A 13,097-nucleotide genomic window follows, 5' to 3' on the forward strand; every position below is an offset into this window, starting at 1 on the left:
CTCCGGTCAGTCGAACACGTCCCTGCCGTGCGGTAATTGACCGACAGCAATCACCGGGCACCTGCCCGGGGCTGTCTCGTCTCTCAGAGAGGAACGGGGATGCAAGGATCCTTGCGTAAGGCTGCCCTCGCAGCCGCTTTGTCGATCGCCGGTGTGGCGGGTGGGTTGGCCCTGGCGGCACCCGCGCACGCGCAGGTCGTCGAATCCGGTTCGGTCTCCTTCAGTGGCGACCCCGGCGACTACATCACCGGCGGTGACTCCTACTCGTACTCCACCGACGGCGGCGACCAACTCACGACGAACGGCTCGGTCGACAACAGCCGCGTGTCGGTCAGCATCAGCGGCTACAACGGCGACTGGTGGTCCGTGAACTTCGACGCGCCCGGCAGTGCGGCTCTGGCACCGGGCACGTACGAGAAAGCGACCCGCTACCCGTTCAACGGGGCCGGCCCCGGCCTCGACCTGTCCGGCAACGGGCGGGGCTGCAACGAGCTCACCGGCACCTTCACGGTCATCAACGCGGTGTTCGGCCCCAACGGCTACGTGCAGACCTTCGACGCCACCTTCGAGCAGCACTGCGAGGGCGGGACGCCGGCCGCCCGCGGCGAGGTGCACATCGCCAACCCGCCGCCGCCCGCGCAGCTGGAGCTCGAACTCGCCGTGGCGACCGACGGCATCGCCAACCGGGTGAACGGCAACGCGGTCCTGCACGGCACGGTGACCTGCAACGTGCCCGCCTCCGTGACGATGGACGGCACTGTCACCCAGGTCGTCAAGAAGGTGATCGTCCGCGGCAGCTTCTCCACCCACGTCACCTGCACCCCGGGCAGCCCGACCCCGTGGACGGCCGCCGCCGTCCCGGGCGGCACCACACCGTTCGCCAAGGGTCTGGCCGAGGCCGTCACCCAGGCCAACGGCTACGACACCGAGTACGACGAGTACGTCAGGGTGAGCGACACCACGACGGTGAAGCTCACCCGGTCCTGATCCGTCCACGCCTGGCGGCCGGCACGGCCCGGCCGCCAGGCGCCACGGTCACTCGACTGGGCCAGCCCTTCAGGTCGCCGCCCACGCCAGCTTCCTCGTAGGCCGAGACAGCAGTTGGCCCGGATGCCGTCGACCGACATCGACTCGATGATCAGCGCCGCGGGGGCACGAGTCGAAGAGATCCCCCGGGGATGGTCGGATAACCTGCACGGGTGCCTACACCGCTTCCGGCCGTGAGCCCGACTCGCCGGGGACTGTTGGCGGCGGCGACGCTGGTGATGCTCGGGTCGGGGGCGTGCGCCGAGGCCAAGCCGACGTCCGGAGGGCAGCGCGGGCCTGATCCGGAGCTTCTCATCGACGAGCTGACCGCAAGCCTCTCCCGGGACAACCCCTACCGCGACCCCGACACGGCGGAGCGAGCGGCGGCCCGGCGGGCAGCGCGATCCCTGGTCACCGGTCCGAGTGACGGCGCCGATGTGGACCAGATCTTCGATGATCTCGGCTTTCGGGCGCACCGTGGTACGGACCCGGCCACCGGCCGCCCGTTCGACCTCTACCTCGCCACCGGGTCCGACGATCGTGCCTGGGGCGCCGTGCTGGTGGATCGGAGCGCGACCCCGGGTACGGTCATCGAGGTGCCGCACCCCGGCTTCGACATCAACACGGAGAAGCTGGGTTTGGCGGTGCACCGGAAGGTGCCGGCCAGCGTGCTGCTTGTCGCCGGGGCCCATCGGCAGGCCGCCGGCGGCGATGCGGACGTCGCCCACAACGATCGGTCGCTGTTCCACACCCTGGCTGCCGAGTTCGCCAGGAGCGGCCTCGATCAGATCCAGCTGCACGGCTTCGCCGACCGGAACCTGCCCTCGTCCGACGCGGTGGTGTCGACCGGTTCGGCTCCGGTGACTCCGGTGGCCCGCCGGATCGCGGACGGTCTCTCCGGGTCCGGCCTGAGCACCTGCCGGGCGTGGGCGGAGAAGTGCGGCCAGCTTGAGGGCAAGACCAACGAGCAGGGCCGCGCCGCGGCAGCGCTAAAAGCCGTCTTCATCCACCTCGAGCTGAGCTGGTCGGTCCGGCGGGACGCCGAGGCCCGGAGCCGCGTCGCGACAGTGCTCGCGGAGCAGCTCACCGTGGCCTGAGCCGGTGCCGGATCGTTATCGAGGTCAGAGCCGGCGAGCCGTCCGCCAGCGCAGGGCCCAGTAGCCGGTGCCGTCCAGGATGGACTCACCACCCAGGTCACCCATGGTCGGGCCGTTGGCGGTGGTACGGCTGGAGATGAACCGGTGGTGTCCCCGGTCGTCCACGCCGAGGTACATGCCGGAGTGCTCGATGTTCGCGCCCTGCACCGGCCCGGCGTTGAAGAACAGCAGGTCGCCGGGGAGCAGCCGATCCAGCTCCCGGGCCCGCTTGCCGGTGTTCGGCATCAGCAGAGCCCCTGGTCCCACCGAGGCCATCGCCGTCGCCCGGCGGGGCAGGCCGGGGCCGGCGTTGTTGGTGCCGAGCAGCGGATAGCCCATCCGGTAGCCGTAGACCATGCGCAAGAAGCCGGAGCAGTCCAGGCTGCGGATGTGCGACGGGGTCGGCTTCTCCTTCTTGTCGGGGAACTCCCACGACAACCCGAGATAGTCGTAGAAGTCGGAGTTCTCCGCGCGACCGTCCGGATCGATGTCCGAGAGTGGCCCGAAGGCGGCGTCGCCGGAGTACTGCCGACCCTTCGCATCCTTCTTCGGCTGGGCGACGTAGGTGTACTCCCGGGCCACCGCCAGCACGTCCGGTGAGCGGTCCGTGCGAGCCTTGGCGAACCAGTCGGTGAACCACTTGTCCTTCTCGGCGCCCGCCCGCCACTCCCGCGGGGCCAGTCGCACCCAGAAATCGGTGGGCACCTTGGCCTTGGTGAACCGTGGTTCGGCGAAGGTCCGCTTCGGGCCGCTGATGTGCACCGTACGGGCACCGTCGGTCATGATCGCAACGGTGTTTCCCTTGGCGTCGAGCATCTGCGTCCGGTCCGGCGCGGTCAGCCGACGGTAGCTGTAGCCGGACGAACTCGGCGCGGCGGCCTGGGCGGCCTGGGCACCGAGACTCAGCTCGATCGGGTCCGTCGCGGAGTGCCGGACGGCGACGTAGGTGAAGGTGCTGCCACCGGTCAGCAACGCGAAGGCGGCGACGGTCATCAGCAAGGCCCGGCCGCGGGAGTAAGTGCGGTAGTTCATGCCTGCCCCTTTTCGGTGATGACGGCCTCAGGTGACCGGCACGAAGCCGGCCACGACGCCGCTGAACGCCACGCCGTAGGTGATGACGGTGACCATGACGGTGGCCAGCACCGTTGCCTTCGGCGGCTGCCGCACGAGCTGGTAGGCGATCAGGCCGGGTGCCACGAAGCCCAGGGTCTGATGCGCGAAGAGCAGCGGCAGGTCGCGTTGGACGATCACGAACAGCGTCATCTGGAGGAGGACGCTGAGCAGGACGATCGCGGCGAAGAGGCGCTTGCCGTAGAGAATCACGATGCGCTGCATCACCTTGGTGAGGGCGTACGTGACGACCGTCATGACCACGATCACCGCGGCTTGCAGCGGGTCCTCGATCAGCGCGAGCGCGATCCAGCCCGGCGTGATCATCCCTCCGGGCGACAGGTTGGTGGTCAGATAGCAGAGCAGCGCGAAGACCAGGCCGATGCCGAGGCAGGCGGTGGCGAGCTGGGCGCTGAGTTCTCCTCCGAATGTCACCGGCGGGTCCTTCCCAGGAACACGGTCTCGCCGTCCACGTCGAAACTGCGCGCGGTCGGCGGACGAAGCATCGATTCGGCCTGGGCGTGGTCCTGCGGTTCCCAACTCGGTAGGGCGGCCAGCTCGTGCAGCAGCACCTCGCCCTGCCCGTGGATGTTCCCGACGGCGACGATGGACCCGTCCCCTGCGGTCGCCGCCATCACCTCGCTGACCAGCCGCTCCGGCGGGAGCTTGCCACCCAGGTCGACCACCCGGCTCTGTAGGTCGGCGGGCACGTTGACCCGGGCGCTGCGGGTCATCTCACCGATCAGCACGATGTGCTGCGGCTGGACCCGGCCGGCGAGCGTACCCATTTGTCCGTTTCGCTCCATCCGGTCCGGCCGACAGTTGATCACCATGGTCAGCGGCTGGCTGATCAGCCGTTGCTTCTCAAGTTGTTCGATGTTCATGTACGTCGACTCCGGGTCGTTGGCGGCGAAGATGTTGGCGAACCGGACCCGCTTGCTGCCGTGGAGGACTCGGGCCACCGAGAGCACGCCGGGATCGGGCGGCGCCGACCACATGCCGTTGAGCGCGCTGCGCCGGTCGACGCCGAGCTGTTCGGCGACGGCGAGCGCGATGGCCACGTTCTCCTTGAAGGTGATCCAGCCGAAGCCCGCCATCTCCCGATCGGTCACCGACTCCGGGTCGACCGCGATCAGCTGGCAGTTCCGCTTGGCGGCCTCCTGCTGGAGGATCTCCAGCCGGTCCTTCTCCGCGGTGATGCAGATGCCGCCCTCGGGCATCGACCGGCTCAGCGAACGAGCCACATCGTCGAGAGTCGGCCCCATCTCCGCGAGGTGGTCCTCGCGGACGTTGCAGAGCACCCCGATGGTGGACCGGATCAGCTTGCTCTGGTTGATCTCCTGCAACGCGGGCATGACCGCCATGCACTCGATGACCAGCGCATCCGGATGGTAGACGGCGGCTCGGCGGACGATGCCGATCTGTTCGACCACGTTGGCGATCCCGAACTTGCGGTGAACCGGCTCCTCGCTGGCGTCCGGGAAGATGAATCGCGCGGCGGTGCCGGTGGTCTTCGCCACCACGACCTTGCTGCCACCGCGCAGCGCACCCGCGCAGAGTCGCGTGATCGAACTCTTGCCACGGATCCCGTTGACCAGCACCCGGTGCGGGATGGTGTTGAGGTTGCGGTTGTGGTTCCGCTGCTCGATCACGCCGGCCACCAGCAGCGCGAGGCAACAGAGGCTGTAGACGGTGTAGAGGTAGAACATGCTCAGCCTTTCATCGCCCGGCTGCGTGTCCCGGCCGCGTGCCGGACGCGCGCAAGGACGGTGGTCCGATCGGTGCCCGCGCCGCGTAGCCGCAGCGCTCCACCGAACCGGGCGGACCCGGTGTGCCGGACCTGACGACAGATCTCCAGGCACATCGCGATCGCGCCGATGTCGTCGTGCCGCTGCGGCGGAACGGGCAGTTCCACGGTTCCATCGCTCATCTGCTCGGCGAAGGAGCTCAACCTCCGCAACGGGCGGACGAAGATGTAGAGCTGCCACACGTGGGTAAGGAGGGCGATGCCCACCACCGCACCCGCCACCAGCAGGGTCCAACGCCGCTCCACCATCGCCGGCAGGCGCAACCCGGCGACGTCCTGCTCCAGCACGACGGCCCACTCGAGGTGGGCGACCGTCTCCGGCGCGGTCAGACCGGAGGCGGCGACCAGCGCGGGGGCCCCGTCCTCGGTGGTCGACTGACCAACCGTGCTGCCCGGGAGTACTTCGACGGCGATTTTCCGGGCCACCTCGCCCTGGAGCGGCTGGAACGCCCGGAAGCCCTCCGAGTCCAAGATCGTCCGCAGCTCGGCGTCGACGACCCGGACCCGGCCGTCGACCCGACGGACCAGCCCGAGAAGGCGGTCAGGGTCGAACTCACCGACCACCGCGTAGCCGTCAGCACGCTGGTTGAAGGCATACACCAGTGGCAGGCGGTCGGCCGTGTCGTCGAGGTGGATGCCGATCTCGCCGGGCAGTGGCGCGACAGCCCGCAGCGGATCCCGACCGGCGCCGGCCACCACCTTGCCGTCCCGGTCGACCAGGTACAACGCCCGGAGCCGCTGCTCGTCGGCGAGTTCCCGATCGAGCGTCCGATCCGCCTGCGCGAGGTCCTTGACGGGCACCCCCTGCGACACCCGCGAGACGGTGGCCAGGCCGTCGTCCAGCAGGCGCCCCAGAGCGTTGCTGGCCTCCTCGGCCCGGTTCTCCTCGTCCCGAACCAACTGCACCGGAATCGTCGGGTCGGAAGCCTGCAACGCGAGCGCCGCGGCCGCCGCCGGCCAGAGCATCGCGACCACCACGGCCGCGGTCAGGCCCTGCAGGACGGTCGGTCGCCACCGCCGGTCCGGTGGGTACTGGTCGCCGGAGGTCAGCGCCAACGCCCGCGCGATCCGGTGCGCCTCGCGAATGCGCATCGGCGCGCGGTGCCGCGTCATCGCGCCGCAGGCGTCGGCCTTGGCCTGGTCCAGCAGCGCCCGGACGGGCCGGACCAGGGACTTGCGCATGAGCAGGAAGCTGAGCAGGGTCACGACCAGCAGACTGAGCCCGAGCACCACCCCCTTGGTGCCCGAGGTCCCCACGCTCAGATCCGAGGCGAGCAGGGAGACGACCACGAGGCCGGTCTCACCCACCGGCGCGGACGACACCACCAGCCTGCGGTCCGCCCACTCCTTGACGATCACCTCACGGCTCTGCGGCGAGTCGGTGCCGGCCAAGCCGGCGAAGACCGTCGGCAGGTGTACGGCGTCGACCGCGTTGGCCCCCTGCATCAGGCTGCTCTTGCCGTCGGCGGTGATCATGTGAATGCCGTGCCCGGCGTCGGGGTTGAGCCGCAGGTTCCGCATGGTGACCGGATGGGTCGCGAGCAGCGCGCGGGTGTCGTCCAGCGGGACGGAGTAGACCAGCGCGGGGCCGTCCGCCGTGGTGACGGCGACCGTCTTGTCGCTCTGCAGCACCGGTGGCAACAGGTCGATCGGGAGCGCCGCGCCCTTGGCGGCAAGAGGTCGCCGGGAGGCGGTCTCCACGATCGCCGCCCCGGCGAAGCCGGCGCCCGGGTCGACCAACCGGGTGAGTAGGTCGGCGTCACTCGTGGTGCCGCGCTCCTGCACCGTCCGGTCCAGCTCGGTCGCCCGACCTCGGGCCTCGACCTGCATGCCCGACGCCAGCTTCGACACTACGTCACGCTGGGAATCGACGACAGCCGGGAGCACCCCGCGCTGGGCGCTGACGGCGAACCCGAGGATCGCCACGGCGACCACGAACATCGTGGTCCAGAGATAGACCAGTGAGGGCGCGCTGGTGCCGGCCGGGAAGGCCGCCGCCGGCAACTGCTGGTCCAGCGCCCGTCGCCGCCACGCCAGCAACTGTTCCTGCTCATTCGCGGACCCAGCTGCCGACTGCCATGGCGCGTACTGAGCCGACCTGCCTGACACCGAAACGACTACCTTCCCCCGTGGAGCTGCGCTCTGGACCGCGATCCATCCAGCTCGTCAGCCAGGCACAGCCGCCGGCCGTCGCGAATGCTAGCAAGGCGCCCAACCACGCGAGCTGGGCCGATGTGGATCGGCTCTCGGCCGAATCGTGGCCGCTATCTACGCGGCACCCCGCGCACCACCAGGCCCGCCGCGCCGGCTGCCCTGGTCAACAAGTTGCCCTCGATGCGCTCGACCGCGGCCTCGTAGATCCGGCGTCGCCCCGGGGACAGGGCGGGATCCGCCATCGCCCGCTCCAGATCGACCAGACGGATGTTCGGATTGAGATCCACGAAGGTGGGGATCGCCTCGATGGCCACCACCTTCCACCTTTTCGTCTTACCTACCGGACCGAACGTCACCCGGGTCATCGCACCGTCACGGTTGGCGTTGACCGGCTCGGCGTGCCGGGCGATCTGGTTGCCCATCCCGTAGACGATCCAGGTGTCGCCGATCCGCTCCACCGGCTGAACGACGTGCGCGTGGTGCCCGAAGACAACGTCCACGTCGTCGATCGCGGCGATCTGGCGGGCCCAGGTCTGCTGGTCGACGTCCGGCTCGTGCTCGTACTCGGTGCCCCAGTGCAGGCTGACCACCACGATCTCCGCGCCCGCCTTCCGCGCCGCCGCCGCGTCCCGCCGGATCGCCTTCACGTCGATCAGGTTCGCCACCCAGTCCTTGCCGGGCGGCGGGCGCAGGCCGTTGAAGCTCTTGGTGAAGCTGAGGTGCCCGATCTTCACGCCCTTGGCCTGATAGATCTTGGCGATGCGGGATTCCCGCTCGGTCCGGTAGCTGCCGGTGTGCCCCAGCCCCGCCTTGTCCAGCGCATCGAGGGTCCGCTTGACACCGTCGTACCCCTGGTCGATGGTGTGGTTCGAGGCGGTGGAGCAACCGTCGTACCCGACGCTCTTGATGCCCTTGAGCACCTCCTGCGGCACGCTGAACTTCGGGAAGCCGATGTACGGGCCACCCGGCGGTGCCAGCGCGGTCTCCAGGTGACACAGGGCCAGATCCGCGCTGGAGACGGTTTCCCGCACCGGTGCCAGCATCGGGCCGAAGTCGAGCTCGCCGCCACCGTCGCGCCGAGCCTGGTCCCACAGCTCGGGGTGCGGCAGGATGTCCCCCGCGCCGAGCACGGAGACCGTACGGCCGGCGACCTCCACCGAGGCGCCCACCGGACGGGGCGGGGCAGGTGGTCCGGCCGTTTCGGTCGACCAGGGCCCGAGGACGTAGATCGCACCGACACCGACCGCTAGCGCGATCACGCAACTGAGGGTCGCCCGTAGCGTGCCGGAGAGCCCGCCGCTCGTCTGAGAATTACTCGCCACCGCGACAGGCTAGTACGTGCCGGCGCGCCGTCCGGGGGTCAGCCCACCGGTCACCGTCGCTGCCGACCTCAAGACGGGCAAACGATCGAGGGCAGGCCCTCGATCGTCCGAGAACCCGCCCTTTACCTGCTGTTTCTTGGTGGAGCTGAGGGGATTTGAACCCCTGACCCCCTCGATGCGAACGAGGTGCGCTACCAGTCTGCGCCACAGCCCCCCACCGGCGAACCGGCTTCGGTCCCACCCGGCTTACACCGGGCGGGCCGGCGCCAAGGCTAACAGGTCGCCCGCCCCCACCGCGAATCCGCCCCCGGTGCGGCGTCACGCCAGCCCAAAGATCGACTCCAGATCGCCGATACGGCGGCATCCCCGCACGCCGACACCGCCACATCGCCGATACGGAGTCGATCAACGCCGGCAAGCAACGCCTGCTGCAGCCCGACCGGCCGGAGCCCGGCCACGCCACCGGCCGGCGTGCCGCCTGGGGGCGGGGTCAGGCGCCTCGGCCGGCCTCGTAGGGGCGGCCGCGCAGCCCGCCCGAGCGCCGGTAGGAGACCGACCCGCCGTTGACCGCCGCCGGCAGGTCGCCCGGTCGGTCCAGGCCCATCGCGGCGCGGCGTACCCCTTCGCGTTGGGCGGCGAGGCGGCGCTGCGCCTCCCGGCGGGCCGCCGCCCGACGAGCCTGCTCCCGGCGTACCTCGGCCTGCCGGTCGGCGAGCCAGGCGGCTTCCCGGGCCCGGGCGCGGCGACGGCGACGGCCGGCCAGGGCCCGGCGGCGTAGGTGGACGACGTACAGGGCCAGGAGCAGGAAGGTCACCCCGAAGCTCACCCAGAAGCCCGGGCTGACGAACACCACGCCGATCAGCTCGACGACGTTGAGGAGCAGCAGGGCGGCGAGGACCCGACGCCGCCGGTACACGGCGGGGGTGTGCTGTCGTCGGGGCGGTGGGCGGCGGCGCGACCTCTTCGGTGCGGGTGGCACGGCGCGGAGCCGACCGGAGCGGCGGACGGCCGGCGGTGCGGAGACCGGCGGAGCAAGCGTTCCGGTAGTCGCATCCTCACTCAAGGTGACGATCAGTGAACGCGGTGGGTGGACGGGTCGCCGTCCGGGCACAGTGCGGCGCCGCCGGCGGCGCTGGAGCACCCGCGCCGTCGACTGCGCCCGCTCCGCCACCAACCGCTCGGTGGCGTCGTAACGGCGAACCAGCGCCGGGGCCAGGGCGAGCAGGCCGGCGGCGGCGAGGACGGCGAGGAGCACCGAGGTCGGCACCCTCACCCCTCCCGTCACCGAATTCGAAGCAACCGCTCTCCGACCGCAGGATCTTCCATCGATCCCGCCTGGGTGCGTGGATCGTCCGGCCGGGGAGCGCTTGCCGCAGCTTGCAGTTACTTGAGGTTACGGCGCGTCGACCGGGTTGCCACCGCGCCGCGCCGATCCCGTCCGTGGGACGCCTGGCCGAGGGTCGGAAATTCCGCCCCCGACCGCCCCGACCCGCAGATCGCGACGGCGCCCTAGCGCGCGTCGGCGCGTACCCGGTGCCAGCGGGCCAGAAGGCCACCCTCGGCGGCGATCTCCTCGCTCGTCATCGCGTACCCGATGTGATCCCGCCACGCGCCGTCGATGTGCATGTAGCGCACGTGGTACGACTCCTCGCGGAAGCCCAGTTTTTCGACCACCCGCCGGGACGGTCGGTTCTCCGGGCGGATGTTGACCTCCACCCGGTGCAACCCGCCTGGGCCGAACGCGTGGTCCACGGCGAGCGCGAGCGCCGTCGGGATCACCCCTCGTCCGGCGACCCGGGCGTCCACCCAGTAGCCGACGTAGCCGGAGCAGAGGGCTCGTCGCACGATGCTGCCGACGTTGAGATGACCGACCAGTCGATCCCGGTCGGCCTCGCGCAGACAGACAGCGAACGGCATGCCCTCACCCTCGCGGGCCGACCGCCGTTGGTCGCGGTGCACCCAGCGGAACGCGGCCGGTGAGTTCATGTCGTCCCAGGCGCCGGGCAGCGACGACTCCCAGGGCGCCAGCCAGGCCCGGTTGGCCCGCCGGATCTCCGACCACGCCGCGGCGTCGGTGCGCCGGTACGGCCGCAGGAACACCGGGCCGTCCGCCAACTCCACCGGCCAGCCGGGTGCCCGCGGAGGTCCGAAGAGACTCACCCGCACAGTCTCCCGCGCGGGACCGTGTCGCGCGCAAGTGGACCGACCGCCCCGATCCGGTGACGGCGCGCCTCCCGAGTGGAGCGCCTGCGGCTCGGCCGGGAGACCGTCACCGGCGACGGTCCAGCAACAGGACGTCCACGGTGGATCCGGCGGCGGCGGTGGTCACCCGCTCGCCGAGGACCAGCAGCCCGTTCGCCTCGGCCAGCCCGGAGAGGGTGAACGGCCCACCGCGCAGCGGTTGGACCGTGTATCCGCCGCCCCGACGCTCGGCGACGTGCGCCGGCCGGAACTCCCGCAGCCCCACCGGTGACGACACGGTCTCCAGTAGGTGCGCCCGCACGCTGGGTCGGAACACCGGCTCCGCGCCGGCGAGCAGTTGGATGGCCGGGCGAGCCAACACCTCGAAACCGATCAGCGCGGCGCCGGGGTCGCCGGGCAGGCACACCACCGGCACCTCCTCGGCGCCCACCGTGCCGAACCCGAGCGCGGTCCCGGGATAGAGCGCGACGTCGGTGAACGTGACCGGCCCGGCCCGGCCGCCCTCGCGGCGGGACAGGATCCGACGCACCATGTCACCGGGGCCGGTGCCGGTGCCTCCGGTGGTGATGATCAGGTCGGCGCGCAGGGTCTGGTCCTCCAGCAGCCCGCGCAGCCCCTCCGGGTCGTCGTCGCAGATCCCCACCCGGTACGCCAGGGCGCCCACCTCCGCCGCCGCGGCGGTCAACGCGTGCGAGTTCGCGTCGACGACCTGGCCGGGCTGGCTGCCCCGGCCCACGTCGACGAGTTCGTCACCGGTGGCCACGATGACCACCCGGGGGCTGGGCCGGACCACCACGTGCCCGATACCGGTGGCGGCGAAGACCGCGACCAGCGCCGGGGAGACGTACGTGCCGGCGCGGGCGAGCAGCGTGCCGGCGGGCAGTTCCTCACCGGCGCGGCGTACCCCGTACCCCCGTTTGGGGGTGCGGAAGATCTCCACCGCGGCCATGCCCTGGTCGGTCCACTCCACCGGTACCACCACGTCGGCGGCGACCGGCAGCGGCGCCCCGGCGGCCACCGAGAAGCACGAACCGGGGGTCAGCCGGACCGGCCGCCAGCTCGCGGCCCCCAGATCACCCACCACGTTGAGCCGGATGGTCCGCCCACCGGGCGTGCCGGAGGGGGCCGGGACGTAGCTCGGGCCCCGGCCACCTCCGGAGATGTCCTCCCAGCGGGCGGCGTAGCCGTCCACGGCCGCCTGGTCGAAGGCCGGGAAGGCGTGCGGCGCGACGACGTCCTCGGCGAGGACGTTGCCGTGCGCCTGGGTGAGGTCGAGGTCGAGTGGCGGCAGCGCTCGTAACCTGCGCAGCACGCTGCCCAGGTAGTCGGCGAGCGGCGTCAACTCGTTCGCGGCCGCCTCGGCGTCGGCCGTCGCGGTCATGTACCAGATCCGCCTGCCGCGTCGGCCTTGACGAACTCGGCCAGCCAGGATCGGAACTCGCCGCCCAGGTCGTCGCGGTCGGCGGCGATCTGCACCACCGTCTGGAGGTAGCCCAGCGGCATGCCGGTGTCGTAGCGGGTGCCCCGGTAGACGATCGCGTGCACCGGGGTGCCCTCGGTACGCAGCAACTCCATCGCGTCGGTCAACTGGATCTCGCCCCCGCTGCCCGGCTTGGTCCGCCGGATCGCGTCGAAGATCTTGCCGGGCAGCACGTAGCGGCCGAGCACCGCGAGGTTGCTCGGCGCGTCCTCCGGCTGGGGCTTCTCCACCATCCCCGTCACCTTGACGACCTCGCCGATGTCGGTCAGCTCGGCCTCGGCGGGTTCGACCGAGGCGATGCCGTACCGCTTGGTGTCGGCCGGGTCGACCTCGAAGAAGGCGAGCACCACACCACCGGTGCGGGCCTGCAACTCCAGCATCGCCGGAAGCAGCGGCTCCGACGGCTTGACGAACTCGTCGCCCAGCAGCACCGCGAAGGGTTGGTCGCCGACGTGCGACTCGGCATACCCGACGGCGTGGCCGAGCCCGAGCTGCTCGGGCTGCCGCACCGTGTAGATCTCGGCCAACTCGCTGGGCCGACGCACGGCGGCCAGCCGCTCGGCGTCGCCCTTCTCCTCCAGCCTGGTCTCCAGGTCGGGGCGACGGTCGAAGTGGTCCACCATCGACGTCTTACCCCGACCGGTGATCAGCAACACGTCACCGATGCCGGCCTGGGTGGCCTCCTCGACGATGTACTGCAGAACCGGCCGATCCACGACCGGCAGCAGCTCCTTGGGCACCGCCTTGGTGGCCGGCAGGAACCGGGTGGCCAGTCCGGCGGCCGGGATGACGGCCTTGACCGCCAGGGGACGGCCGGTTGCGGCGGCCGTCGATGAGGGGTTCGCTGAGTGCTCCGACAT

At 71.0% G+C, this 13,097-nt stretch carries 11 protein-coding genes and 1 tRNA gene; 2 read left to right on the forward strand and 10 right to left on the reverse strand.

Annotation, left to right across the window (positions count from 1 at the left end):
• Positions 1-99: 99 nt before the first annotated feature.
• Positions 100-987, forward strand: a complete 888-nt coding sequence (locus O7617_RS08730; RefSeq protein ID WP_282262724.1) for a hypothetical protein — start codon at positions 100-102, stop codon at positions 985-987.
• 212 nt (positions 988-1,199) lie between these two features.
• On the forward strand, positions 1,200-2,123 hold the full coding sequence (locus O7617_RS08735; protein ID WP_282262725.1) for a hypothetical protein: 924 nt from the start codon (positions 1,200-1,202) through the stop codon (positions 2,121-2,123).
• Between the two features lie 24 nt (positions 2,124-2,147).
• On the opposite strand, the gene O7617_RS08740 is transcribed toward O7617_RS08735, so the two are convergent.
• From O7617_RS08740 to O7617_RS08785, 10 genes are all read right to left on the reverse strand, one after another.
• Entirely contained in the window at positions 2,148-3,194 is a 1,047-nt protein-coding gene (locus tag O7617_RS08740) for an NlpC/P60 family protein (protein WP_282262727.1), read from the reverse strand.
• A 27-nt stretch (positions 3,195-3,221) separates the two neighbouring features.
• Positions 3,222-3,707, reverse strand: a complete 486-nt coding sequence (locus O7617_RS08745; RefSeq protein ID WP_282262729.1) for a poly-gamma-glutamate biosynthesis protein PgsC/CapC — start codon at positions 3,705-3,707, stop codon at positions 3,222-3,224.
• A complete protein-coding gene (pgsB, locus tag O7617_RS08750) occupies positions 3,704-4,981 on the reverse strand; it encodes a poly-gamma-glutamate synthase PgsB (protein ID WP_282262731.1) in 1,278 nt (425 codons plus the stop codon). Before pgsB ends, O7617_RS08745 begins: the two co-directional genes overlap by 4 nt.
• A gap of 2 nt (positions 4,982-4,983) precedes the next feature.
• On the reverse strand, positions 4,984-7,119 hold the full coding sequence (locus O7617_RS08755) for a HAMP domain-containing protein (protein ID WP_282262732.1): 2,136 nt from the start codon (positions 7,117-7,119) through the stop codon (positions 4,984-4,986).
• A gap of 224 nt (positions 7,120-7,343) precedes the next feature.
• Positions 7,344-8,555, reverse strand: a complete 1,212-nt coding sequence (locus O7617_RS08760; protein WP_282262733.1) for a CapA family protein — start codon at positions 8,553-8,555, stop codon at positions 7,344-7,346.
• Between the two features lie 137 nt (positions 8,556-8,692).
• A tRNA-Ala gene (locus tag O7617_RS08765) sits at positions 8,693-8,769 on the reverse strand.
• 276 nt (positions 8,770-9,045) lie between these two features.
• Positions 9,046-9,828 carry a hypothetical protein gene (locus tag O7617_RS08770; protein WP_282262734.1) on the reverse strand — a complete coding sequence of 261 codons (783 nt, stop codon included), beginning with the start codon at positions 9,826-9,828 and terminating at the stop codon, positions 9,046-9,048.
• A gap of 236 nt (positions 9,829-10,064) precedes the next feature.
• Positions 10,065-10,715 (reverse strand): GNAT family protein, encoded by a 651-nt coding sequence (locus O7617_RS08775; RefSeq protein ID WP_282262735.1) that lies wholly within the window; start codon positions 10,713-10,715, stop codon positions 10,065-10,067.
• 109 nt (positions 10,716-10,824) lie between these two features.
• Positions 10,825-12,138: a gephyrin-like molybdotransferase Glp gene (gene glp / locus O7617_RS08780; protein ID WP_282262737.1), complete on the reverse strand. Its 1,314-nt coding sequence runs from the start codon at positions 12,136-12,138 to the stop codon at positions 10,825-10,827.
• Complete coding sequence (locus tag O7617_RS08785) at positions 12,135-13,097, reverse strand: UTP--glucose-1-phosphate uridylyltransferase (protein ID WP_282262738.1); 963 nt, start codon at positions 13,095-13,097, stop codon at positions 12,135-12,137. The genes glp and O7617_RS08785 overlap by 4 nt, the downstream gene beginning before the upstream one ends.

Origin of the sequence: Micromonospora sp. WMMD1155 (assembly GCF_029581275.1) — a bacterium.
Lineage (GTDB): Bacteria > Actinomycetota > Actinomycetes > Mycobacteriales > Micromonosporaceae > Micromonospora.

Excerpts from the sequence above, each read along its gene's own strand:
- O7617_RS08730 (WP_282262724.1), top strand. The coding sequence starts at position 100 with ATGCAAGGATCCTTGCGTAAGGCTGCCCTCGCAGCCGCTTTGTCGATC.
- O7617_RS08740 (WP_282262727.1), bottom strand. The coding sequence starts at position 3,194 with ATGAACTACCGCACTTACTCCCGCGGCCGGGCCTTGCTGATGACCGTC.
- pgsB (WP_282262731.1), bottom strand. The coding sequence starts at position 4,981 with ATGTTCTACCTCTACACCGTCTACAGCCTCTGTTGCCTCGCGCTGCTG.
- glp (WP_282262737.1), bottom strand. The coding sequence starts at position 12,138 with ATGACCGCGACGGCCGACGCCGAGGCGGCCGCGAACGAGTTGACGCCG.
- O7617_RS08785 (WP_282262738.1), bottom strand. The coding sequence starts at position 13,097 with ATGTCGGAGCACTCAGCGAACCCCTCATCGACGGCCGCCGCAACCGGC.